This is a genomic window from Catenovulum adriaticum (genome assembly GCF_026725475.1).
Classification (GTDB): domain Bacteria; phylum Pseudomonadota; class Gammaproteobacteria; order Enterobacterales; family Alteromonadaceae; genus Catenovulum; species Catenovulum adriaticum.
The window spans coordinates 602372-627530 of the sequence record NZ_CP109966.1; the positions used below are offsets into that span (position 1 = coordinate 602372).

General features: G+C 38.3%; 15 protein-coding genes and 2 pseudogenes. 6 read left to right on the top strand and 11 right to left on the bottom strand.

Going from position 1 to position 25159, the window contains the following annotated elements:
- Nucleotides 1–263: 263 nt before the first annotated feature.
- Nucleotides 264–3140, top strand: a complete 2877-nt coding sequence (locus OLW01_RS15840) for a TonB-dependent receptor (protein WP_268076531.1) — start codon at nucleotides 264–266, stop codon at nucleotides 3138–3140.
- A 378-nt stretch (nucleotides 3141–3518) separates the two neighbouring features.
- On the opposite strand, the gene OLW01_RS15845 is transcribed toward OLW01_RS15840, so the two are convergent.
- The 5 genes from OLW01_RS15845 to OLW01_RS15865 all read right to left on the bottom strand — a co-directional run bounded on the left by OLW01_RS15845 (nucleotide 3519) and on the right by OLW01_RS15865 (nucleotide 10096).
- A complete protein-coding gene (locus tag OLW01_RS15845; protein ID WP_268076532.1) occupies nucleotides 3519–5576 on the bottom strand; it encodes a methyl-accepting chemotaxis protein in 2058 nt (685 codons plus the stop codon).
- Nucleotides 5577–5662: 86 nt separating this feature from the next.
- Nucleotides 5663–6955, bottom strand: a complete 1293-nt coding sequence (locus tag OLW01_RS15850) for a TRAP transporter large permease (protein ID WP_428980198.1) — start codon at nucleotides 6953–6955, stop codon at nucleotides 5663–5665.
- On the bottom strand, nucleotides 6948–7454 hold the full coding sequence (locus tag OLW01_RS15855; protein ID WP_268076533.1) for a TRAP transporter small permease: 507 nt from the start codon (nucleotides 7452–7454) through the stop codon (nucleotides 6948–6950). Before OLW01_RS15855 ends, OLW01_RS15850 begins: the two co-directional genes overlap by 8 nt.
- Nucleotides 7451–8440, bottom strand: a complete 990-nt coding sequence (locus OLW01_RS15860; protein ID WP_268076534.1) for a TRAP transporter substrate-binding protein — start codon at nucleotides 8438–8440, stop codon at nucleotides 7451–7453. The genes OLW01_RS15855 and OLW01_RS15860 overlap by 4 nt, the downstream gene beginning before the upstream one ends.
- Nucleotides 8441–8701: 261 nt before the next feature.
- Nucleotides 8702–10096: an FGGY-family carbohydrate kinase gene (locus OLW01_RS15865; protein ID WP_268076535.1), complete on the bottom strand. Its 1395-nt coding sequence runs from the start codon at nucleotides 10094–10096 to the stop codon at nucleotides 8702–8704.
- A 953-nt stretch (nucleotides 10097–11049) separates the two neighbouring features.
- Between OLW01_RS15865 and OLW01_RS15870 the strand changes: the two genes are divergently transcribed.
- The 3 genes from OLW01_RS15870 to OLW01_RS15880 are packed head-to-tail and all read left to right on the top strand — an operon-like array spanning nucleotide 11050 to nucleotide 14439.
- Nucleotides 11050–12057, top strand: coding sequence for a LacI family DNA-binding transcriptional regulator (locus tag OLW01_RS15870; protein ID WP_268076536.1), 1008 nt, complete (start codon nucleotides 11050–11052; stop codon nucleotides 12055–12057).
- Between the two features lies 1 nt (nucleotide 12058).
- A complete protein-coding gene (locus OLW01_RS15875) occupies nucleotides 12059–13435 on the top strand; it encodes an MFS transporter (protein WP_268076537.1) in 1377 nt (458 codons plus the stop codon).
- On the top strand, nucleotides 13432–14439 hold the full coding sequence (locus tag OLW01_RS15880) for a LacI family DNA-binding transcriptional regulator (protein ID WP_268076538.1): 1008 nt from the start codon (nucleotides 13432–13434) through the stop codon (nucleotides 14437–14439). The genes OLW01_RS15875 and OLW01_RS15880 overlap by 4 nt, the downstream gene beginning before the upstream one ends.
- Nucleotide 14440: 1 nt before the next feature.
- On the opposite strand, the gene tnpB is transcribed toward OLW01_RS15880, so the two are convergent.
- From tnpB to OLW01_RS15890, 3 genes are all read right to left on the bottom strand, one after another.
- On the bottom strand, nucleotides 14441–14575 hold the full coding sequence (gene tnpB, locus OLW01_RS18520; protein ID WP_428980206.1) for an IS66 family insertion sequence element accessory protein TnpB: 135 nt from the start codon (nucleotides 14573–14575) through the stop codon (nucleotides 14441–14443).
- Nucleotides 14576–14701: 126 nt separating this feature from the next.
- Nucleotides 14702–16372: an arylsulfatase gene (locus OLW01_RS15885; protein WP_268076539.1), complete on the bottom strand. Its 1671-nt coding sequence runs from the start codon at nucleotides 16370–16372 to the stop codon at nucleotides 14702–14704.
- A 12-nt stretch (nucleotides 16373–16384) separates the two neighbouring features.
- Entirely contained in the window at nucleotides 16385–16564 is a 180-nt protein-coding gene (locus tag OLW01_RS15890; protein WP_268076540.1) for a hypothetical protein, read from the bottom strand.
- Nucleotides 16565–17202: 638 nt separating this feature from the next.
- Between OLW01_RS15890 and OLW01_RS15895 the strand changes: the two genes are divergently transcribed.
- Nucleotides 17203–19869, top strand: a complete 2667-nt coding sequence (locus OLW01_RS15895) for a TonB-dependent receptor (RefSeq protein ID WP_268076541.1) — start codon at nucleotides 17203–17205, stop codon at nucleotides 19867–19869.
- 323 nt (nucleotides 19870–20192) lie between these two features.
- On the opposite strand, the pseudogene OLW01_RS15900 reads toward OLW01_RS15895, so the two are convergent.
- Nucleotides 20193–20678, bottom strand: a pseudogene (locus OLW01_RS15900) (transposase); the annotation flags it as partial.
- Between the two features lie 130 nt (nucleotides 20679–20808).
- Here OLW01_RS15900 and OLW01_RS15905 point away from each other — a divergent pair.
- A complete protein-coding gene (locus tag OLW01_RS15905) occupies nucleotides 20809–22413 on the top strand; it encodes an IS1634 family transposase (protein ID WP_268076542.1) in 1605 nt (534 codons plus the stop codon).
- A 19-nt stretch (nucleotides 22414–22432) separates the two neighbouring features.
- On the opposite strand, the pseudogene OLW01_RS15910 reads toward OLW01_RS15905, so the two are convergent.
- A pseudogene (locus OLW01_RS15910) lies at nucleotides 22433–22652 on the bottom strand (IS256 family transposase); the annotation flags it as partial.
- Nucleotides 22653–22712: 60 nt separating this feature from the next.
- Nucleotides 22713–25073 (bottom strand): family 43 glycosylhydrolase, encoded by a 2361-nt coding sequence (locus OLW01_RS15915; protein WP_268076543.1) that lies wholly within the window; start codon nucleotides 25071–25073, stop codon nucleotides 22713–22715.
- Nucleotides 25074–25159 lie beyond the last annotated feature (86 nt).

Consider the following 25159-nt stretch of genomic DNA (forward strand, 5'->3'; position numbering starts at 1 on the left):
ACAAACAAAACACAAAAAATATAAACAAAACCAGAAAAATACGTAGTCAGTTGTTTTAAAACATATTTTAAAATAAGCGTTAGAAATAAAACACCTTAAATTAGAACATTATCATTTAAAAAACATTTAATTTGACATACAAATAAATAACAATTAAGTTTTAATTGCTTTTATTCGAATGAACCGAACATCCTGCTGTTACCTCAGTTCATTTCGCTAAGCCAAAATATTTATATTACAATAATACATATGGATACATGCTAATGCTTAAATTAACCCACCTCAGTACACTGATAAAAACCAGCTTATTAACCAGTTTAATTGTTTATCCTGCGATAAATATTGCAGCTTTGGCCAATGAACAAGAAACAGAAGATCCTGAAACCATTACAGTGACAGGTATTCGCAATTCGTTAAAAGAGTCCGCTTATATCAAACGTAATGCGACCCAAGTTGTAGATGTCATTACTGCTGAAGATATAGGTAAATTACCCGACAACAACATTGCAGAAGCTTTGCAACGTGTTACCGGTTTACAAATAGGCCGTGACGCAGGAGGAGAAGGTGCAGGCTTTCAGGTACGGGGGTTAAGCCAAAACCGCGTCGAAGTAAACGGTCGCAGCTTAATCTCAAATAACTCAGACAACCGCAATAATTCTTTTACCGGTATATCTTCTGCGTTATTTGCCGGTGTTGAAGTGATTAAGTCACCCTCTGCATCAGATACAGAAGGTGCGTTAGGCGCAACCGTGCGTCTAAAAACACGTAAGCCATTTGATACCGCGCCAGAAACAGTTTCAGTCACGGCCAAATTAGGTTACGACACACTGCGCGAAGACGAGGTAGACCCTGAACTCAGTTTATTTGCCAGTAATACATGGGATTCTAGTTTAGGAGATTTTGGTGCATTGATTAACGTTTCATACCAAGATTATAATCAAAGAACCGAACAAGTTGAAAATAATGGCTGGCGTAAATTAAATGGTGCAAGTTACACCAATGGTGATGTAAATGCAGTTAACCCCGGCTATCCGGTTTGGGTACCCCGCACCAATAGATTTCAACGCTTTGACTACGACCGTCAAAAAATAGGCCTTGATGCATCATTTCAATTTGCGCCAAATACCGAACTTGAGTTTTTTGTAGATACTACTTTTATTCAATTTGACTCGCAACAAAGCCAACCAAAAGTTGTGGTCGACTTAAAAGGTGGCTTTTTAGGGTTTGATTATCAAGACGAAAATTTAACGACAGTAACCCATACTGATGGTTCACAACAAGGCTTTTTAATGGCTGCAAATGTCATTTCTGAAACCAACGCTGACGACCCTGAATTTGGTCAAGCTGGCTGGGTTAAATTTAATCCAACAAATCAGTTAGGCGAAGAACAACAATACGCCCTAGCATTTGGCGGAACATACTTTAAAAACGATTATAAATTATCGGTACAAGCACAAACATCACGCTCAACCAACGACAGTAAAAACATCAATACGAATTATCTGTTAGCTAAATCAGAAGAAGTACAACAACAGGTAAACTACGACTTTTCAGGTAAAGGTCTGCCACAAGCTGAGATTATTTTGCCAAATAACCGAAGTGGCGCGACATTTGATGGTTTATATATGACCAATGTTTGGGCACGTAACAACGACAAAAAAACCGGAGAAGACAGTCTAAAAATTGATTTTGAATACACGTTAGATAACGGCATTTTCACAAGCTTTGAAACGGGACTTCGCCTGGCTGACAGAACCGCGAGCCGCAAAGAATTCCAGTTGGCTGATTTAAATAACTATTTGTCTGACTTAGATCCAAGTGATCCCAATTACGACGACAGCACCAGCGGACAAAACATGCGAATTGCATTAACAGACTTGCCGACTGAAGTGCAAAACATGATAGTGGTTACAGATGGTGAGTTTATGTCTGGCGAAGCAGGAGCAGTACCACGCAAATGGATTACGCTAGACCATATGTCTGCGCAACAATTTAAAGCCATGGGTGATATTGTTTTGGCGTTAGACGATGATCCAAACTACAGCGGGCCGGTGTCGGCGTTTAACGAAACAGCGACCGCATGGTTTGACATTGAAGAACAAACCAGCGCAATTTATGCACAACAAAACTTTGCCGGTGACAATTTTCGCGGTAACTTGGGGGTGCGTTATGTAAAAACAGATGCAACCGTAACCGCCAACCAAAATGGCGTACCTAAATCAGAAGAAAATAATTATTCCGACTTTTTGCCTAGTTTTAACATCAATTTTGATTTAACCGACAAAATGAATATTCGTTTTGCTGCAGCTAAAGTGATGTCTCGCCCTAACCCAGTAGACTTGTCACCTGCATTGAACCTAGCCGGCAATAGCCAAAGTGCAACTATTGGAAACCCAAATCTTGCGCCATTTAAAGCCACTCAATATGATTTAAGTTACGAGTGGTATATTTCAGATACCAGCGCATTGACTGCTGCAATTTTTTATAAAGATGTCGCGTCTTTCTTTAAAACTGGAACGCGCAATGAAATTATTGACGAAACCCAAGACCGTAACTCTGACGGCTGCACAGTCGCATTGGCCAATGAAGGAAGTGATGTAAACTGCACGGTTGCCAAAGCGCAAGAAGATGAAGTTGTGCTGGCGTTTAAAGAAAATGGAGAATCAGGCACGATTCAAGGTTTAGAAATGAGTTGGCAGCAAGATTTTAGTGAGCTACTGCCTGCACCATTTGACGGCTTAGGTTACGTGCTGAATTACACCCATACGGATAGCGAGCAACCGGGTCAAAATTTTAACCAAGTAACGGGCGAAGAGTTGCCACTGCCAAATCTTTCAAAAAATAGCTACAACGCGATTGTTTATTACGAAAAAGATGATGTAGGCGTGCGGTTTGCCTACAACTATCGCGATGAACGATTGTTATCCAACAGCCAAGGTGGTTTAGCTAAATATGCTGATGCATATGACCAGCTAGATGTATCAATAGATTACGCATTAAATGACCAAGTTAACTTATTCTTTAGCGGCAGCAATGTTTTGGACAGCGACGTTTACGAATATGTTGGCATCTCTGATGCAACCTTTAGATATCGTAAAACCGGTCCGCGCTATACTATGGGTTTACGTGCTAAATTTTAGTGAGTCTTGCTGCTTCATATACAGGGTCTAGTATTGCTGCTAGACCTTCTTTTTTATCCAGCTAGCTCACTAAGTGAAATCTAAGCCTTGTTTAAACGAACATACTTTTGTAGCAAATAGGCTAGGTCACCTAAGTGACGTACTCTTTCTACTGTAAGTAAATTTCAGACAGAAAAAGACGTTAATATTTAACTTTTACAGTGTTATAAAATAACACGGCTTTACGCTAAAAGTTTAATTTTTATGATGGTATTTAGAAACCTATACCACTTCAATCTATTATTTAGCTTTTTTCTTATCGAATACCTCAATCAAAAAGTGTAGTGGCCAAATTACTCTGCCACTACACTCACGCGGGATAAACCCACTGCTACGATTTTAATTGAAATGAAACACACTAATATCGCGTTTTAAATCAGCGCCTTTTTGGATTAATGTTTTAGTTGCTTCAACCGTTTGACTGCCTTGTTCATACATACTAGCAGAATCATCTTTAATCACATGAATACGGCGGTTAATTTCATCTGCGGCATTCGTCTGCTCTTCAGTTGCCACAGCAATTTGTGTCGCCATATCGGTAATTTTATCAAGTTCTGATTTAATCAAGCTAAAAGCATTGGTACTTTTTTGCACACTTTCTACGGTTTCTTGCCCACTACTTTGCAGGATCGACATTTTTTGAGTGGCTTCTTCTGCGCCATTTATCAGGGTTTCAATTTGAGCTTGTATTTGCTCTGTCGACTCATGGGTGCGTTTAGATAAGTTACGTACCTCGTCAGCGACCACAGCAAATCCTCGGCCTTGTTCGCCTGCTCTGGCCGCTTCTATGGCTGCATTTAATGCCAGTAAGTTGGTTTGCTCTGAGATCCCTTTGATCACCTGTAAAATATGGCTAATTTGATTCGCTTCATTATTTAAATTTGCCACCATTTTGCTGGTATCATCAAGCTCTTCAAACAGCGCATTCATCGCGAGTTTGCTCGATTGAGCATCTTTTTCACTTTCGATTGATAAGTTGTATGCACGTTTAACCGTATCAGAGGTTGATGAAGTCATGGTAGACACTTCATATATAGTGGATGTCATTTGGTTAATTGCGACCGAAATACTATCAGTTGCTTCTTTTTGATTATCAATTAATTTCATTGAATCACTGACCGAGGTGGAAACACTTTTAGTCGTCTGATCCATCGTGACAATTTGTTCCTGTACTGTCGATAAGGTTTTTTCAAATGTTTGGGTCAGTGAATTAAAAGCATTGCCAACTAAACTGAGTTCATTGTTGCCTTCTATATGACTACGCAAAGTCATATCTTTACTTTGTGCCAAAGTAGTTAAGCCAGTCATCAGTTGCTTAAGTGGCGTGTTGATACTGCGAATAATTTGATACGAAACTACTGACAATACGAGTAATAATACGATAATCGCTATGATGGTGTTAAATACCGCACTTTTTGCATCTGCCATTAAAGCATTTTTGCTAGTTTCTATTTTGTTTAAAACATGATTAATGACTTTTGCATACGCATTGTTAATTTGCTCGCTGGTATTCAGCCATTCTGTTTTATCCATAGGTAAAGGCTGAGCAATCAATTCACCGGCTTCTTTTCTTATTTTTCGATAATTCTGCAATGTGCTGGTATAAAAAGCTTGGCTACGTAAATGTTGATTAAAATAATCAATACTTTGCTGAGGCGCAAAACTAATAAAATAATTAAGATAACTGGCCTCTAACGCTGCTAATTTTAAAATGTCACCATAATTATTAATGGTTAAATTACCTACAATGCCTGCATAAATATGCCCAACTAAAAAAGATGAAGCATCTTTTGCATACACTAAATTTTGATAAGCGTTTGCCAACAACGAAAGCTCTGGGTTGCTGCTAGATAAAATAACCACTTGCTTAGAGCTATCAATTAAACTATCAATCGTATTTTGGATGGTTAAAATGGTCCAAATTTTAGAGCCATTAGGATCAGTTTCATCTTTAACATTTTTAAGTCTTTTATTGGCTAAAGATCGGACAAATTCAAGTTTATCAAAACTGGTTTTAATTTCTGTAAGATCTTTTTGCAACCTTGGAAAAGACTCAAATTTTTGGCTGTCGGCAATAAATGTTTGATAGTTTTTTAATGCATCATCTGATATCGCCCGCCGATCTAACATATTTTGTTTAAACTCTAACCCTACTTCATGAATACGCGACCCTGGGCCAAGGTACATTTTAGTATAAAGTAACTCTTGCTGAAGCGCAGAAATCGCCGGAGATACTACATATATATACTCTTGCAATATCTCTAGCTGTTCAATTTTTTTAACGGCTGCATTGGCATTTTGGTATCTTTCTAAAGCAAAAAATAAGCTGACAAGTAATGGAATTAGCACCAATAATATTATTCTGGTTTTGATTTTAATATGGTTAATTATTTTCATATTTTTCATCCAATGTTGGGGCTAAATGCCTGCTGAATTTTTGCAAATAACACTTTGGCAAACATCAACAGGCTTTATTTAAATGACTAAATTAAACCTAATAATTTAGGTAAATATTCACTAATACTTGGAAAGCTGGTCACTAATACCAGTGCAGCGACCATGGCAGCATACAATGGCAATATGGGGCGTATTATTTGACTAATCCCGACTTTAGCAATACTACAACCAACAAATAAAACACTCCCCACTGGCGGTGTACATAAACCAATTGACAGGTTTAAGATCATCATGATCCCAAAATGTAATGGTGATAAACCTAAAGATTCAGCCACAGGCAACAAGATAGGCGTAAATATTAATACGGCTGGCGTCATGTCCATAAAAGTGCCAATTAATAACAAGGTAATATTAATAATCAGGAGAATAACCAAAGGATTTTCTGACAAACTCAACAAGGTTTCACTAATAGATTGCGGGATAAAAGCGTATGACATTAACCACGACATGGCAGACGAGGCACCAATTAATAACATAACAATCGCTGTTGTATTAACGGACTTTAATAGCAATGGGTATAAATCTTTCACTTTAAGCTGACGATAAAATACCAGCGAAAGTGCTAAAGAATATAATACCGCAATAGCCCCCGCCTCTGTGGGTGTAAAAAAGCCAGCGATAATGCCGCCAATAATTAAAACAATTAATAATAAGCTGGGCACGGCGCCAAACAACGCGGGCCAGAATGGTTCAATTGCTTCACTAGACAAAGGCTGAATATTTTTTCGTTTAACGTAGATTGCACAAGCGGCAATCAACAATAAAGTGACTAAAATACCCGGTAAATAGCCTGCAATAAATAATGCCGCAATGGATACGCCACCGCTTGCTAACGAATATACAATTAAAATATTACTCGGTGGTATTAACATACCTGTGGTTGCTGCCGTTACGGTAACAGCTGTGCTAAATGGCTTATCGTACCCTTCTTTTTTCATCGCCGGGATCATAAAACCACCAATGGCAGAAGTAGCCGCAACCGATGAGCCTGAAATAGAACCAAATAATGCACATGAAATTACATTTACAAATGCTAAACCACCGGGTAAACGTCCAACCAACACTTTTGCAAAACTAATCAACCTAGCAGCAATACCACCCTGCCCCATTAAATAACCAGACAATATAAAAAATGGAATAGCTAATAAAGCAAAACTATCTATACCAGCAGTCAGCCGCTGCGCTATTGTCGTTAAAGCCGGCAAAGTATCAATGGTGGCCAACATAGTCACCAAGGTGGCAAATATAATGGCCAATGCAATAGGCAAGTTAATTAACAATAAAACGGCAAATACACCAAATAAAATTGCACTAGTCATTTGTATTCTCCTGCTCAGGTAAACTGGTTTCCAGTGTCAGATAAAAATTGATGCTATAAAGCAAAAACAAGACCCCGCTAAGCGGTACTACAGTATAAATAAAAGCCACAGGTACATTTAACACAGGCGAATATTGTTCAAATTCCCAAGTCATATAAACCAAATTACAGCCGCCAATAATTAATACTGAGACGGCAAATATCGCAACTAATACACAACAAAAACGGTATATTTTACGGGCTTTATCAGCTGATATTTTTTGAATTAATAGGTCAAAACCAAGATGGCTATGCGTGCTGTAAGCATATGCACCGCCCAATAAACTGATCCAAATTAATAAAAAACGAGCAATTTCTTCTGTAAATGAGCTAGGTTGCGGCAAAATAAAACGAGTCAGTACTTGCCAAGTGACATCAACCACCAATAAAACCAGCATAACAGCCAGCATTAAACGGATAATTGAATTAAGTTGAGTTAAAAATGATTGCAAAGATCTCATAGTTGGCGCCCTAATTTTTTAATATCAGCCACTAATTGCTCAAGCGGTGTGCCTTCAAGTTGTTTATAAATTGGCTCGACACTTTTTTGGAATTGCGTTTTGTCAGCTCGAATCACTTCAACACCAGCTTCTTTCACTTTGTTGAGTGACATTTGAGTCGACTCAGCCCATAATTTTTTCTGGTACTGGGTTGCTAATGCCATTGCTTCTTTTAGCCAAGCTTGCTCTTGTTTAGATAAATTATTCCAAGTGTGGGTGCCAATAATGATAACGTCTGGAATTGAAGTATGTTCATCTAATAAGTAATATTGGCTGACTTCATAATGTTTAGAGTAATAAAAACTGGGCGGGTTATTTTCTGCCCCTTCAACGATACCTTGTTGCAGGGCTGTGTAGAGCTCACCCCAACTAATAGGCGTGGCAGCACCACCCATAGTATTAACCATAGTCACAGCACTTTGACTGCTCATTACTCGAATTTTTAACCCTTTTAAATCGTCTGGCTGAGTGACTTTATCTTTTGTTGTATAAAAACTTCGGCTACCGGCATCAAAATAGCCTAACCCTTTGATATTAAAATCTTGCCCTGAATCTAATAACTCGCGACCTATTGAGCCCGATAAGGTTGCCCAAAAATGTTCTTGGTCTTGAAATAAATAAGGCAAACTAAATACTTTCATGCCTGAAACAAAGGTTTCAAGCGTACTGGCCGATACTTTGGTCATATCCATGCTGCCAATTTGAATCAGCTCAATAATTTCTCTTTCAGAGCCCAGCTGACCAGATGGATATAAAACAAGATCCATCTGACCATTAGATATACGCTGTAACTCGGTATTCATATATTCTAAAGATTGGTGCACTGGATGTTGTATATCTAACCCGTGTGCAATTCGAAGTGATTTTGTGCTGTCAGTTAATTCACCACAGGCATTTAATAAAACAATCATCAATGCCGAGGTGATGCTTTTTGTAATAAAACGCATATTAGTCACTAAACTCTGCCCATAAAATTAACAAAAAAAATACATAGGTTATTGTATATCGAAAACATTTGACTTGAAATGACTATTTTAGATTTTTTATCGTTAATTTTGGATTTATATGCTTGATAGGAGAGATTAAAGGTTACTAAAAAAACAAATTAGCAACCTTTATTATACAATTTAAGAAATGATTAAGCTTATTATTTGTAGTTGATTAATACCCAACCGCATCATATTTTCAATGCTTGGAGATTTAAATAACTACAAGTTTTCTTGAATAGCTGACAGCCATTGCGCTTTATACTGTACTAAGTTTTCTATACTGGTTTTTAATGCTGGCTCAACTTTGGGTTCATCAAATGATTTACCCCATGACATTAACTGAGCCACGCCTTGCACTGTGCCTGTTGTATCGGTTGATAAATAAACATTTTGATCACCTCGTAACTGCGATAATAAACCGCATAAAAAAGGATTTTTCAAAAAAGCCCCTTCAATATAAATATCACCAGAAACCTTCAATGTATCCAACTGATAGTCGAGCATTAATGCACAATACAAAGAAGCTAAAGCCGCACCTTTAATTGTTTTTTTATTACCCAAAATACAGCCTTCACTGTGACCAAAAGGTCCACTGCCACCACTAAAATCAGGCAAAGCAAATACATTTGAGTTAATCACATGCTGGATATCTTGTGCTGAAAATTTATCGGCAACATTAGCGCCAAATCGCTTACAGATACTTGCAAATTCACGCCCCCCCATAAATCTTGCACAAGCAACCGCTTTGCCGGTCGCATCAATATTTGCCAGCATATCTTTATCTTTAGATAAATTTTCAAGTGAGACGTTAGCCGCCATGCTAATTGTCCACGTACCGGTTGAAATAACGGTAAAAGGACGATCATCTTGAGAAACGCGATACCGCAAAAAGCTTGCGTTGCTGTCATGAATTCCGACATGTACTTGGCATTGCTCACCTAGCCCCCAAGCTTGTGCTAACTGAGGTTTAATTTGACCAACGCAATGCCATGGCGGCATCACTTTTGGAAATAAGTGACGCCAATTCATGGTATCAACCAAGCTTGAAAAGTCATTATCCGCTATAGACCATAAATCGGTATGACACCCCAATGAGGTAATATCTGTACTGACTTCGCCAGTTAATTTCCATGCCCAATATTGTGGATACATTAAAATATCAGTACATTGATTAAATTTAGTTGCAAAGTGGTGTTGCAGCCAAAATAACTGTTTGCCAAGGTTTAAACCTGCAGGCAATGGCGGCGAAAATGTTTTTTCGTATAAGGGTTTAACGGTTAAATAAGGTTCATTAATTTTATCTAACTCGTTATATTCATAATCTAAAACGGGTAAAACCAGCTCTTCTTTATCACGGTTAATTAGAGCAGCCGTTGCACCATGCGTAGAAAAAGCAATGGCTGAAATGTGATATGAGCTCGCTAATAATTTAATATTTTCACTTAACCATGTCCAAATATAATCAACATCAACACTTGGATACGCTCCTGAAGAATCAATGACATTATTAGTTTGCTCAGTACGAACAGGGTTATTTCTTGCGTCTAATAAGCAAATTTTGATATGAGTTTTGCCTATATCTACAACTAATGAATTTAAAGACTGATCTGACACTTTTGATTACCTTTAAGTAACATTAGTAAATTATAAAGCGATAATGCCTAATCTACTAACCTAAAATCACCACACATACCCAATACTATAACAATATTAAGAGTAACTTCAAATACAAACCAGTCAAAATAAATCTAATTTAATCAAAACCAACAATAAATACTTGTAACTATGTTAGTTGTGTGGGAATATAGATAATATTAGTTTTGAACATAGAATCTCCAATTTTATTAATCAAAACGATATAAATTAATTGGATAAAAGCAACCAATGCTACCCGCTAGCATCCAATTTCAGAGCGTCGTGTGTGGACAAGGATGTCCGCTTTTCTGCTGTCCCCCTCACTTATCAAGCTATCTTTTTATTTCACTTTATAAAACAAACCCACCCTGTATAAAAATTAAACACTATGCTCAGGACAAGATCATACTTTAATATATCGCCAATATTTAAATGGGAGAGCCATAATTTAGCACACTGGATTTTGTGCCAGACAAATCTTAAGTAATTGCATCCATGCAGTGTATTTTCAGGACGAAAAATCCAAGCTTACATGGCAAGCAGCGTTTTTGTGACAATGATGGGCTACTTGCGCCACTTCGCTAGTTTGTGGAAAAGTGTTCAACTATTATTTTGCCCTGAAACTATGTTCTGTTTGCCAATCAAAATACAAATATGGGTTGGTGTTTTTTGCGAAGCCGCTCATTGTAAAAGCGAGTTAAACGCAGTTTTCAGCAATGCAGTTTTCAGCAATAAGGCCGGAGAATAACACACAAAGCCTTCATCTTGATAAATGTTGAAGAAACTCCAGTATCTGCAAATAATACCTCCAAAAGCGCAACAAATATTAAAAAAGATGCAAACTCATCGCTATATAAATTACTTTAAATGAGTAATTTATATATAATAACAGGGTTAAAATAAGCCAGAATTCAGTAAGGCAGGTTAATTTAGTGTCAACAATCAAAGATGTTTCAAAACTCGCCGGGGTATCTCCAGCAACCGTATCCAGAGTCATTAATAATGCAAATGGCGTAAGCGCTAAAACAAAAGAAAAAGTTAAACAAGCTATTGCCGAATTAGATTTTTATCCTAATGCTCAAGCTAGAGCGCTAGTTAAGCAATCGACAAATACAATCGGTGTTGTCATGTCTGAACTGTCCGATCCTTTTTTTGCTATTATGGCTAGAAGCATTGAAATAACAGCAGAAAAATATAATGCCAATGTCTTAATTAGTACAGGCTCATTAAATGAAGAAAAAGAACGTCAGGCCATTAACAGCTTACAAGCTCAAAGATGCAAAGCGATGGTGGTCAATAGTAAAATTTTATCTGATGAAGAATTAATTGATTTTGCTCATAAAATTCCGGGATTTGTGCTCATAAATAAATACATTGAAGCCATTCAAGAAAGGTGTATTTGGCTTGATAACCAGCAAGGTGGTTTCAATATGGCGCAATATATCTTAGAGATGGGCCATTCTAACGTGTTAGTTTTATCAACCAAAAACAAAGTATATGACGCATCCCGAAGACTAGCGGGAATCCAATCAGCCTTTACACAAGCACATAAAATTTTACCTGCTAACCATATCATTTACACGTCACCTGATCCTCAAGGTGGAGAAAAAGCAATTGAACAAGCCTTAGCAAACGGCATCAAGTTTACCGCTGTATTAGCTTACAATGACGCAGTTGCCGTTGGCGCTGTAGCAAAACTGACTGAAAAAGGGTTAAGCGTGCCAGAAAATGTCTCTGTCATTGGGTTTGATGACGTACTGTTGGCTAACTATTGCTCGCCGCCACTCACAACCGTTAAATATCCGATTGCTGTGATGTCTCAAAAAGCAACTGAATTAGCATTAACGCTCAGTAAAAATGAAGGTAAAGTTAGTCAAACAATAAACACTTACAAATACAAACCGATCATTATCAAACGCAGCTCTGTTAGCTGGGGTTAACATGCTCCAGTTGCCTGCAATAAAAAATAAAGAAAAAGTAGCGATTGGCAGTGGGTATCTTGCCATTTTTTTTGCCGGCCATTCAATCAATGCGCTTACAACCCCCTACTATCAAATGACTCGGGCTTTAGACCCACTTTTATTAGCAATAGCATTAACTTTACCCTTAATCATTTCAGCAGCAATTAGCTCTCAAGTAGCGATTATATCTGACAAAATAAAATTCAAATGGGGTAGCAGAAGACAATTAATTTTATTAAGTGGCTGGGTCGCAGGTATCAGTTTTTCGTCTTTATGGATTTTCCCTGAGTCATGGGGAGATACCACATTACTGATGATGCTTTGCTTGGTAGCCAGTGTTTTCTACATTAGTAGCTGTTTTTTTTCAATCAATATCAAATGTGTTACTTTTGAAACTCGTTCAGATAACTACCAAAGAACATTAGTTTTAGCCTTTGCGTCTGTATTTGAGCGTATCGGTTCACTGGTTTATTTTTGGCTTTACCCCTTAGCGAAATTACCAATCTGGCAATCGGTCTATACAGGGGTACAAGTCGTAGGTTCAGCAGTAGGTTTGCTTTTAATTGCCGGGTTCGCCACTATTTTTGCCTTTTTATGCCAAGAAAAAACCGATAAAACGCCTCATTTTCAGCAACTAAAACAAGCTAAGTTAACATTTAGCAACCTAACCCCAGATATAAAAAAAGCTTTAACCATTATATTAGCGTTAGTCATTTTAAAATTTGGTGCTACCAGCGTTTGCAGTAGCTTTGACTACTATTTGCTCGTCTATTATGTAAATTATGGCGACATAGAAGCGGGCTCACATTGGAAAGGCATACTTTCAACTTCTTTTGCCTTATTTGGTATTCTACTCACTCCAGTGATCGCCTATTTAGTCAATGCTTATGGTAAAATAAGCATTTTAAAATTTATTTATGTTATCAGCAGCGTAGCTGGCGCGGCTAAATGGTTTATTTACACACCCGAAAGCGAATGGCTAATCATTTTAGACGCTTTACTAAATGCATCGTCTTGGGTTGCTATGTCTGTAATAATACCAGCGTTGCTTGCAGATTTAAGCGCAATTCACCATAAAGCATCTGGCTATCAAAACACGTCATACTTTGTATCTCAGCATAATAAAGTGCTGCAATTTAGCTTAGTGATTGCACTAATAGGATCTGGTACCTTACTCAACTTAATTGGTTTTGATGCCAGTTCAGGCACAGCCCAAACAGAGAGCAGTTTGTTTTTTATGCGGTTAATTTTATCCGTAGGTTCGATTTTATTTAGTTTGCTGCCAATTTGGTTATTAACTTTTTACCCATCAAATTGCGTTAACCATTCTCAACTAACAGGTAATTTAAACAAATGATAACAATCAAGGATATAGCAAAAGCTGCAGGCGTGTCACCTGCAAGCGTTTCCAGAGTCATTAATAATGGTCCTAAAGTTGGGTCTAAAACCCGTGAGCGAATAAAAACTATTATGCAAGAGATGGGGTACCAACCAAATGTACACGCTCAAGCGCTAAATACACAGCAAAATGAAGCAATAGGCATAGTGCTGGCCGATTTGACCGACCCATTTTTTGCCGCTATGGCTCATGGAATAGAGCAAGTCGCCAGTCGTAAAAACGTGCAAATTTTTATGAATTCAGGCGCATTTAAACAACACACAGAAATGAAAGCCATTGAAACATTAAGAGAACACAGATACACCAATATGGTTGTCAACAGCGCAGCTTTGTCTGATGATCAATTAATCAAATTTGCAGAATCTATCCCGGGCTTTGTTTTACTCAATCGGTATATTGAAAAAATAAAATCTAGATGCGTTTGGTTAGATGAATATATGTGCGGCCATATGATGGCTCAACATATCGGTGAAAAAGGACATAAACAAATGGCGGTTTTACTGACCGACGAAATCCGACCTAACACTCAAGAAAGATTAAGAGGAATGGTCGATTATTTCACCGCGCAAGATATAACACTACCAGATACAAATATTGAATATAGTTATGCAAGTTATGAGGGTGGTGAAATTGCCGTGCAAAACTTGCTAGCAAAAGGGATTAACTTTACCGCTTTGCTCTGCTATAACGATGCAATGGCTGTCGGAGCGATTTCTATGTTTAAAGCTCATGGTTTAAGGGTTCCAGAAGATATATCCGTCATAGGGTGCGATAATTTAATTCTCGCAAAGTGTAGTATCCCTAAACTGACCACAATAAACGTCCCCATTGAACAAATGGCAAAAAAAGCGGCTGAGTTATCACTAAAATTAGCCAAGCCAAGATTGGAGCAAAACATAATCGAAGAGCAAAAATTTACCCCCAGCTTAGTCGAAAGAGGCACAGTGAAGGACATCACTTAAATTAGACATATTTATCTTTTTTACAGAAGATAAATAAGGCACCAAACATGACATTTAAGTTCATTTCAACGATGATATTGACCAAGCCGTTAATGGATTTTCGAAAATCGACGACTGGATTGCAGGTAAATATCATTTGGCTCAATAAACATTATTCATTTTGCTAGCCCGTCAATCAGAGCGGATAAATAGCTGGGTGACGTTGAAGCTGGCAATTTTATATTCTGCCACTACAATTGTGACTTATCCACTAACGACCAATTTAATGGTCGTATCGTCTATTTTTATTTAGCCAAAACGCACCTGAATCTGGACGAGCTGGCCCTATCCACTGATCCACAAGATCACGCTGAAACCAACGTTCGTATTGTAGAATCATAGACTGTGCTATGTCAGGGTGTTTACTAAATAAGTCTGATGTTTCAGTACGGTCAGCTTCCATATCAAATAGTTGCCAAGCCTCTTGATAGCGAGAAACTAACTTCCACTTACCATCTCTAACCGCTCGATTGCCTTCATGCTCAAAGAATATAGGCTCAGATCTGTTTACCTCTTTCCCTTTGAATATAGGTAACAAACTGACACCATTCATTGGTAGTATTTCTGTATCTCGGTATGTTTTGGGATAAGTTCCGCCACTAATATCTATCAACGTCGGTAAGATATCCACAACGTGAGAAGGAGTGCGTTCAAAATCTTTACGTGTATTGGTGATGCCTGCTGGCCAATGAGCAATTAGTGGTGTCGCAATGCCGCCTTCGTGTGTGTAGTGCTTATACAATTGAAATGGGGTATTACTTACTTCAGACCAGCTTTGACCTATGACGTGCCGCGATTTTGGGCCACCAAGCGGATTGCCAATCGCGATGCCATTTGGGCCACTTTCCGCAGAAGGACCGTTATCTGACATAAACAAAATCAGCGTATTATCTAAAATACCTTCAGACTTTAAATAATCAGTTAAACGACCTATGCTCAAATCAATGTGTTCTATTGATGCTGCATAAACCGCCATCATATGATCGAAACGGATTTTGTCTCGTTCACTTAAATCATCCCAGTCAGAAACATCAGCTGATTTTTCAGGTAAGCGCCAGGTAGAATCAACGAGTCCTAACTCAATTTGGCGTTGATAACGAGCTTTGCGTAATTCATCCCAGCCAGCCATGTACTTACCACGGTATTTTTCGATCGTTTCTTGTGGTGCTAACACTGGAAAATGTGGTGCAACATGAGCCAAGTACAGGAAAAATGGTTGTTGCTTCTTGACGGCTTTATCAACAAATTTAATGCCCCAGTCTGTCCATAAGTCAGTTCCATACCAATAACCTTCGGCTAACTTTGGGTCGTCCAGTTGAAGTTTTTTACCATCTAGGAAAATAGGTACCGCAGACTTGTCACGTTTATTGAATGGTATTTGGTCAGGAAAATAAATACCTCCAGCAGTTAAAGCCAATGATCTCTGAAACCCACGCGTTTCTGGCGGTGTAGTTTTCCCTAAATGCCACTTCCCTGTCATAGCGGTCAAATATCCAGCTTCGCCTAAAACATCTGCTGCTGTGACTGCTCTTTTGTGTAAATGACTTAACGTACCTCTCGAGCCTTCAATATATTTACCAGACAAATAGCCCATACCAGCCTTATGCGGATACATCCCTGTTAACAAAGAAGCTCGGGTCGTACTGCATCGTGATGTATTGTAGAACTGACTGAATTTCATTCCATTGTCAGCTAATGCGTCAATATTTGGTGTCGGTATTTCACTGCCATAACTACTGATGTCAGAGAAGCCCATGTCGTCGACGAGAATAACAACAATATTGGGCGGGTTAATTTTACTGACACTTGATGCACCTACACTATAAGCTGTAGGCAATAGTGAGCACGCTGCTACCAGTAATGATGCTAAATAGTTTTTCATAATAAGTTTCATCAGTTAACTCCATTAATTTCTTTCAGTTTTAGTTGGCGCATCGGCATCAATGAGCGACGCCAAAATGTTTTCACTATCAATAGCTTCTGTTTTATCCAACTTATATCCAACCAAGTTGGCTAACGAGGCATATAAATTAACATGAGACATTAATGCATTACTGATACCTGTTTTTTGCTTACCTTTATTCATAAGAACTCGAATACCACCAGCAAACGGCCCTGCTGGTTTATGTGTACCAAGTTTTTCAGCGACTATATCAGCATAAACGTCTTCTAATACTGGATTATTATCACTAGAAACATGATTAAAATATTATCTAACAAACCTTTATCTCTTAGTGCATTAACAATACGTCCTGTCATCCAGTCAACTTATGTGGTCACATCTCCCCTAGGTTCCATATCGGTTGAATCGGTAAAATCGACACCCACTTGTTTTTCATACTCTTCTCTCACCTTACTTTAGTAATTATGACTAGAGCTAAGATCTCTGTTCATAATTCGATGATATAAAAATTACCAGCCAAAAGGCAACCGTTTTCATTTTTATTGTTTATATTTTAGCGTTTGAATATAAAAGCAAATAGATCCCATACCAACCAAATCTCTTAAAAAGATAAAAATACTGTAAAAACAGAGCAATTTTAATTTTATTTGTATATTTTTAGCTAATAAGTATACTTAAAAAATGTTAACTATAAAAACATAATTTTAACACTTAAATCACATTAAGGGAAACTGTTTTCTTTTAGGTGGGATAAATTAAGGTACATAAGTTATTACAGGCTAAACAATGTCTAAAGTAATAGTTTGAAAGAGAGAGCACTCATGAATAATAAATCAAGCGAAAAACGCCCCTTTTCGGGAAACCTACCTAAAGTAAGTACAATAGCTACCTTAGTAGCAGCGACACTTTCCGGGCAAGTAACCGCTCAAGAGTCACAAACACAACAATCGTCCAATGTTGAAGTTATTGAAATAACAGGGATCCGCGCCTCGTTGAAAAAATCACTCAATACAAAACGATTCGCAGACACAGTTGTTGATGCAGTATCGGCAGAGGATATTGGTAAATTTCCGGATGAAAATGTAGCAGAATCATTACAACGAATAACCGGTATACAGCTTAACCGAGGCGTAGACAATGCCGCTGATGATAATTTTGGTTCAGGTGAAGGCACACAAGTTTCGGTACGAGGTATTCGCCCAGACCTTAACTTGATTCGCTTTAAAGGGGTATCAGTTGCACCCAATACGATAAATAGAAATTTTGATTTTAGTATTCTAGCACCTGCATTGGTTAGCAAACTAAAAGTTTACAAAACACCTTCAGCAGATCTTCAAGAAGGGGGAATTGGCGGAACAATTGACGTAGAAACATTAAAACCTTTGACTAACCCGAAACGAAAATTAGTTGGAAGTTATAAAGTAACTTATCCAGAAATAAACCAAGAGCCGGGATATCGAGCATCGGCACTTTATAGTGAAGGGTTTATGGATGATACGCTGGGAGTTGTTCTTTCAATCAACTTCCAAGATGTGGAGCTACAACGCCATAGATATGAAACTGCGGGCTGGATTGATAGACCGATTGAAGGCACAACAGCTCGAGTTCCACGCAACTTCCGCTATAACAACCGTTCACAACAAAAAGATCGAACAGGTATTTATGGGGCTATTCAATGGCAGCCTTCAGATACACTTGAATTCGAGTTATCACACTTGTTTGCTGAAGAGGATATGCGTGATTTTGGTTCTCAACCTATATACCCAGCAGAAGTAAATCCTGCATTTACTCGAACCAATGCTGTATTAACAGCGGCTGGTGAAGAAGATGAATTTGACCGTTTTCTTTCCTTTGATGCAGTTAGTATAGGTCCAACTCGTCGATTACTCGCAATAGATAGAGACTTTACGCTAGGCCTGAAATCTACAGCCTTAGGTATGAACTGGACACCCAGTTACTCTTGGTCTATCGACGCAAAAGCTGCCATTTCCGAAGGTAAGTTTGAACAATATCAATATTTTATGCAGTTTTGGGGGAATGATGATTTCAGCATTTCTCATACGGATGCAGGTCAACCTCCATTACTTTCCGCTAATCAAGCTGGTGACCCTTCAGTCAATGGTTTGTTGTTTGAGAACCCTGAACGTTACTATATGAACGTATCTAATTTATTAGATCGAAGGTTTAGCAATGATATGACTGACATTGCCTTAGATTTTACGCGAGATCTTGATTTTACCTACGTGCCGAGCATTAAATTTGGTTATAGATATACGGATGTAGAACACGTCGCTTTTCGTCAAAGAATCGATGGTAACCCAATTGTAAGAGGGTTAGAACCTCGTATTACACTAGATAAGTATATTGATTTAACTGATCCTGAAGAGTTTAGTGCAAGTCGAGTTGGGGGCGTTGAATATATTCCCAATATCAATATTAGCAGTCTCACCAATGATGTATCTCAGTTATATGATCCAGCAGATTTCAGTTCTAATGGTAGTGACTTAGCGGCAAACTACGCAATCAACGAGGCAATAAGTGCTGCTTATTTTAGAGTTAACTATGAGCTAAGTGATAATATCCGAGGAAACTTTGGGGTTCGTTACGTTGAAACCGAGCAAATCAGTGATGGTTTTGATAGTGCTTCTCGTGAGCCTGTAAAAATCAAGCAGGACTATAACGATACCTTACCCAGCTTTAATATTGTGTACCAAATAGCCGATGACATGTTACTAAGAGGTGCAGCAGCTAAAACAATCAGTCGCGCACCTTTACAAGATCTAAACCCTGGCGGTAATATAAATGAAGAAGCCGGTCCCCCAGCTACAGCAAACCTTGGAAATCCATTTTTAGAACCTTTCAGAGCAAATCAATTAGATTTATCTTATGAGTGGTACTTTTCAGAAACGTCGCTTTTTTCTGTTGCGTTATTTAAGAAAGATATGGAGTCGTTCATTGTTAAAGGGTTTGATCAACGTATAGTTCCTGGGTTTGAAGATTTAGGAGAGCTAGATGTAACTCAGCCCGTTAATGGACAAGGTGCAGATATTAAAGGGTTGGAAGTATCTTTGCAGGGTGATTTTTCATTTATTACAGATGAATTAGCTAACTTTGGATATATCGCTAACTATACCGCTGTTGACGGTGAAATGGATGAAGATGGTAGCGACGTACCTGGTATATCTGACACGAGTTATAACCTAAGTGTTTTCTGGGAAAATGACGTATTCAGTGTCAGAACCTCATACAACTTCCGCAGTAACTATGTCACCTTCCCTCAATATTTAGGTTTTCCAGTTTATCGAGATGGAAGAGGTCAGGTAGACATGAATGCCAGCTATAAGTTGAATGAAAACGTTTCATTTATTGCCAGTGCAGTGAATATTACAGGAGAAGAAACCTATGATTACCATGCCACTGAATCTAACTTTATGAACTATACGCTTTCTGGCCCAATTTATAATGTGGGCATTAGAGCTAGGTTTTAAACATTTATACAATGATGTTTGGCCAGTTAACTGGACATATTGGTTGATTATACTTTCAACTTTTTAGGCTCTCATTTTTGAGGGCCTATTCGTTTATAGAAGCCGCACTTTTCTATCCACTTATATGTAATGGCAGACGGTGTTTTTTAGAGTAGTTTGGTCAATACAGGATAACTGAGATGGTTCAGCCCATCTTCAGAGTAAAATGTTGAAATCATCTGACTGAACTATAGAAATCATTTTTATAAAGTATCTAAAAATATTTAATTAGATAAATCTTTATCGTTGAGGGCGTTCAAAAATCTGTGTCAGGTAAATACGGCCTAAACTTGCAAATACTCGTCTAACCGCCCTTTAAAGTGTACCGCAAATCCGACAATGTTAAATACCAGTTGGCAACTGGCATTGTCCATTTTTTCTGAGCATGTAATATGCCAGCATACAGCTGCTTGAGCAAACTATTTTCATTTGGGAAGGCCCCTTCTGTTTCAGATACATACAGGCCGAGTCATTGTTTTTTCCCTTCAACATTTAAAACCAAAATTGTATAAACTGCTTTACTAACATAGCGACCTTCATCTTTCACTTTAAAGTGAATAGCATCCAGCCAAACAATGGGATAAACCGCATCTAATGGACGAGATTGCCAAGTTTTCAGTTGTGGGATTAAGCTTTCGAATATCTCGATAGCTTAATCCCATTGAAAACATGGAGAGAATTTTATGGTCTATTTCTTCAGATAATTTGGTTTGATTTTTCTTAACCAATTGAGGTTCAAAACGACCTGCTCTGTCTCTGGGCGTATCTAACCGTCATTCCGCACCTAGTTTTTAATTAACTTTGGTGTTTTTTTATTCAGTTGATCGCATTATTTCAAAAAAGCCTTGACCTAGATCCCAGATCTTGATCTATTACTCTCTTTTGAGAGTGGTGATCACAATGCCTAACCCTTTTACTAAAACACTTGAACATCACGGCTTGGTTGCTGGTTTTTGTCATGAAATCCAATTGGTCGACTTAATTGACCGTAAACTCGGTCAATCAAACGATCGTACTTTAAGCTTTGGCCAACTGGTTTTGGCTATGGTGATAAATGGCTTGGGGTTTACTGGCCGAACGCTACACATGTACAGTGAGTACTTTAAAGATAAGCCACTTGAGCGCTTAATTGGTGAAGGCGTCAAGGCTGAGCAAATCAATGATGATGCGTTAGGTCGATGTTTAGACAAGCTGTATGAATTTGGTGTATCCAGTTTATACCAAGATCTCGGCGAAACGGTTGTTAGTCACCTTGGTCTGGGCGGAGAATCACTACATTTAGACTCCACTAGCTTCCATTATGATGGTCAATCAAACGATGTGGATGATGATGTTAATACTATCCACATTGCCAAAGGGTATTCTCGCGACCACCGCCCCGACTTAAACCAAGTGGTTTTAAACCTCATCTGTGAAAATCAATCCGGCATTCCGGTTTATATGAAACCCGCCAGTGGCAACTGCAATGATATGGATGGGTTTAAAAAGATAGTTAAAGCCCATGTGAATAGCTTAAAGGCAGCACAACGCTGTCGCTACTTGGTGGGGGATGCTGCTTTATATGTTCAAGAATCCCTTTCTCATTTACAGCAAATCAATCAACTATTTATCACGCGTGTCCCTCAAACACTCAAAGAAGCTAAAACGCTCATCAAATTAGCTCCGACTTTAAGTTTTACGCCTTTATCTTCAGGCTACGAAGGCGTGTTTCATGAATGTGAATATGGTGGCGTAAAGCAAAAGTGGTTGCTAGTACGCAGTGAGCAAGCTGCTAAACGCGAAACACATACGTTAAGTAAGCGCATGCACAAACAAGCAGAGCAAGCACGTAAAAGCTTTAAACAACTCAGTCAAAAAATATTTGCTTGCGAAGGTGATGCACAAAAGTCATTGGAGGAATGGAAAAAGAAACAAATACTCTGTGATGTTGAAGGGCAAGTTGAAAAAGTCCCCGTATTTGCCGGAAAAGGGCGACCTAAAAAAAATGAAAACCCGATACGGATTGATTACCAAATTACAGGGCGTTTATTTACTCCACTGGCTCGACGCCAAGCGGCATTGGAACAATTGGGGCTGTTTATCATTGCCAGCAATGACATGAGTGAAGCGTTAACCATGGATAAAATGCTCAGCACGTATAAATCACAGCAATCAGTAGAAAAAGGCTTCCGCTTTCTGAAGAGCCCAGACTTTTTAACCAACGCCATTTTCTTGAAAAAGCCAGAACGAATAGAAGCATTATTAATGGTGATGACGGTCTGTTTAATGGTATATGCAGCCTTGGAGCATCAGATCCGCAAACAACTTGTAGAGCAAGAGCAGTACTTCCCTGATATGAAATACAAACCCCATCAGAAACCCACCGCTCGCTGGGTGTTCCAATGCTTTCAAGGGATCACCATCATATATATCAACGAAAAAACTAAATTCGTTGCCAATTTAGAGGAACGTCACCGCACCATTATTAATTGCTTAGGTCATCACTATCAAAAAATTTATTCCTAAAAGTGGTGCGGAAGATCGGATCTAATTCAAATTCACCGATTGAAGTTTTAATGGTCTTGGCTGTTGAGCCATTTTTACGATTGGATTGTATATCTTCTTCAAGATGCAGCTCTAGTTCAGCTTTTAAAGCAGCTTCTGTCAGCTGTTTAATTAATGGGGTGAGAGCGCCCTTGACCGACGAGCGCTTTTCCTGGTTGAAACTGTTTTAATACCTCATTGAAATCAAATTCTTGATTCATGTGCCACTCCTGTTTTGTTTTATCTAAATAATAGATTGAAGTGACACAGGTTTCTAAACATTACCAATTTGAATGTTGATAAATTCCTAAACTAATAGGTACATTTTGTTGGCTGAAAAATTCAGGGTATCGCAAGTTACCTTGAATATCTAAAGGGAAGCCACTTTCAGCAGAACCTTTATCAATTAATGTTGATTCAGCTTTTAATCTAAAGTCTCCTTGCTCTGGCGCAACAAACATAGGGTTTTCGTCCATATTCCCTTGTGAACCAAACAGTTCATTAATTTTTGCTGCAGATTTTCGCCTTTGAGTATCAAAAGTGCGCTCGGTTAGCCCCAGCACTTGATTATCATAAAAAGCATTGTTCACTAAATTAACCCAACCTGTTTTTTTCAAATCTGCTTTTTTAGGGATCACCTCTGTTATCGTATTCATAGTTTTAGCAAAGCCATCAGCTTGAATTAAAGCACCGCCTTTATTACCCATAAAAATATTATTAACTAATCTGTGTTGGGCTGGAATGTGACCCAGTTTGGCAAATGAAACAGAGTTAGACATGCCAACATTTTTATATGCAACAGAATTAACCATTAACAAAACCGAACCACCACGCAAACAAACATTGCCACAATTAAGAACCGTTTTATTATTGGAAATAACAGAGTTAATAATACGTACCGTACCGGTTCTCATATGCTTGGTATTGGCATAAATGGCACCGCCGTCCACACGAGCTTCATTATCATCTAATATTGAATTATAAAACCGAGTGTGATAACCATTGTAATCATTTGCATTAATAGCAACAGCACCGCCATTATTTAACGCTAAATTCTTTTCAAACTGGGTTCCAATAAATAAGGGAGATGCACCATCGGTAATATATACACCACCGCCATTGCCAGCAGCGTAATTATCTTTAACTAAGCTGTTCACGATAACAACATGCTCACCGCCCCCTTGAATATACAAACCACCACCATTGCTATTTTTGTCATGGTTAGTACCACCGGTAAAAGTAAACCCTTCAATGCGGATATATTCGCTGTTAACAATTTCAGCGGCTCGGCTGCCTTTACTTTTCACATCAATAATGACATTAGCGTCACTGGTATCGCGCATTGTTCTGCTGGTTTCATCACCATCAAAGCCACCATATAACCAAATTGCTTTTTTATTTTTAATCAATAATTTTTCTGAGTATTCGCCATTTTGAACCCAAATTTGAGTACGGGGTGACGCAGATTCAATCGCTTGATTGATTGAAGTATATGCATTCTCCCAACTATCACCTTTATGATTATTACCATTTTTTGAAACATAAATAACCTGAGCATCTTCAGGCGGTAAAACGGGGTGGGGTAATTTAGGGCGGATTTTACCTTCATCATCGATCAATAAAGGAAGCAAAGCAGGATCTTCTCTAAATGGCGCGCCCGCTTCATCATTACCAAACATGGTAGACCATAAATTTCCATCATGATCTTCAAAGATCATATTATGGCCTGCATGAGGTATCGCTAAATAAGATTCGCTATATGGCCCCATTAAATTTTCTGCCGTTGCAATCATGGCATCGTATCGACCATCTGCCTGACGGCGAATTAAATTAGTATTACGATAAATATGGCCTCGCTTTGGCCCTTCGGCATTCCATTCAGCGGCCATTAAATAATAAATGCCATTTTTTTCAAAAATGTTAACCCCTTCATAACCAACTTTGTTACCTTTAGCATCTTTTAAAAATGTAGCTTTAGTATCTAATAAATCCGACATGTCGGGTTTCATTCGTTTTACCAGCCCAGGTCCCCAAATATCGTAAATGATGCCATCTTTAGGATCTTGAAATAATGTTTGATCAATCCCGGTACCAAACTTAACATCTCGAGCCACCACTTCATAAGGCCCTTGAGCTTCACCTGAAGTGCTTTTAAGCATAACACCGCCAACACCATTACCTGCGATAAAAAATGGTATATAAAAAGTCTCGTTCAGATAATGGATCTCAGGTGCCCAAGCCCCGCGCCTTAACATCCCATTTTTTTCAATAATCTTGCGCTGTTCTTTGGTTCCATCTTTCTCAAATTGCCATACAAAACCACTTTCGCCTAACAGTGTCCAATTTTTAAGATCATCCGATTGCCAAACTCTAATGCCTTCATTAACTCCCCAGTTATCATCCGTTGTCCCGGTTAAATAATATTGTTTGTTTGGGCCTTTAGTGATAGTGACATCACGTAAATGAAAATCAAAAAGAGGCGTGATGCTAGGAATAGCAGGTTCCAATTCATATATCTTTTGCTCAATTCGTTCAGATACATTTGCAGCATCATTAGCAAATGAGCTCACTGACCAGGCTTGTAAGAGCGAAAGTAAACCAAGTAGCCCTATATTAGTTTTATTAATTAATTTGTTTTTCATATTCAAGACATTTCCTATTAATAACAATTAGCGGGCACCAATCATGCCTACCATGTAAACTCAAACTAGCGTAATTTTTAGCTATT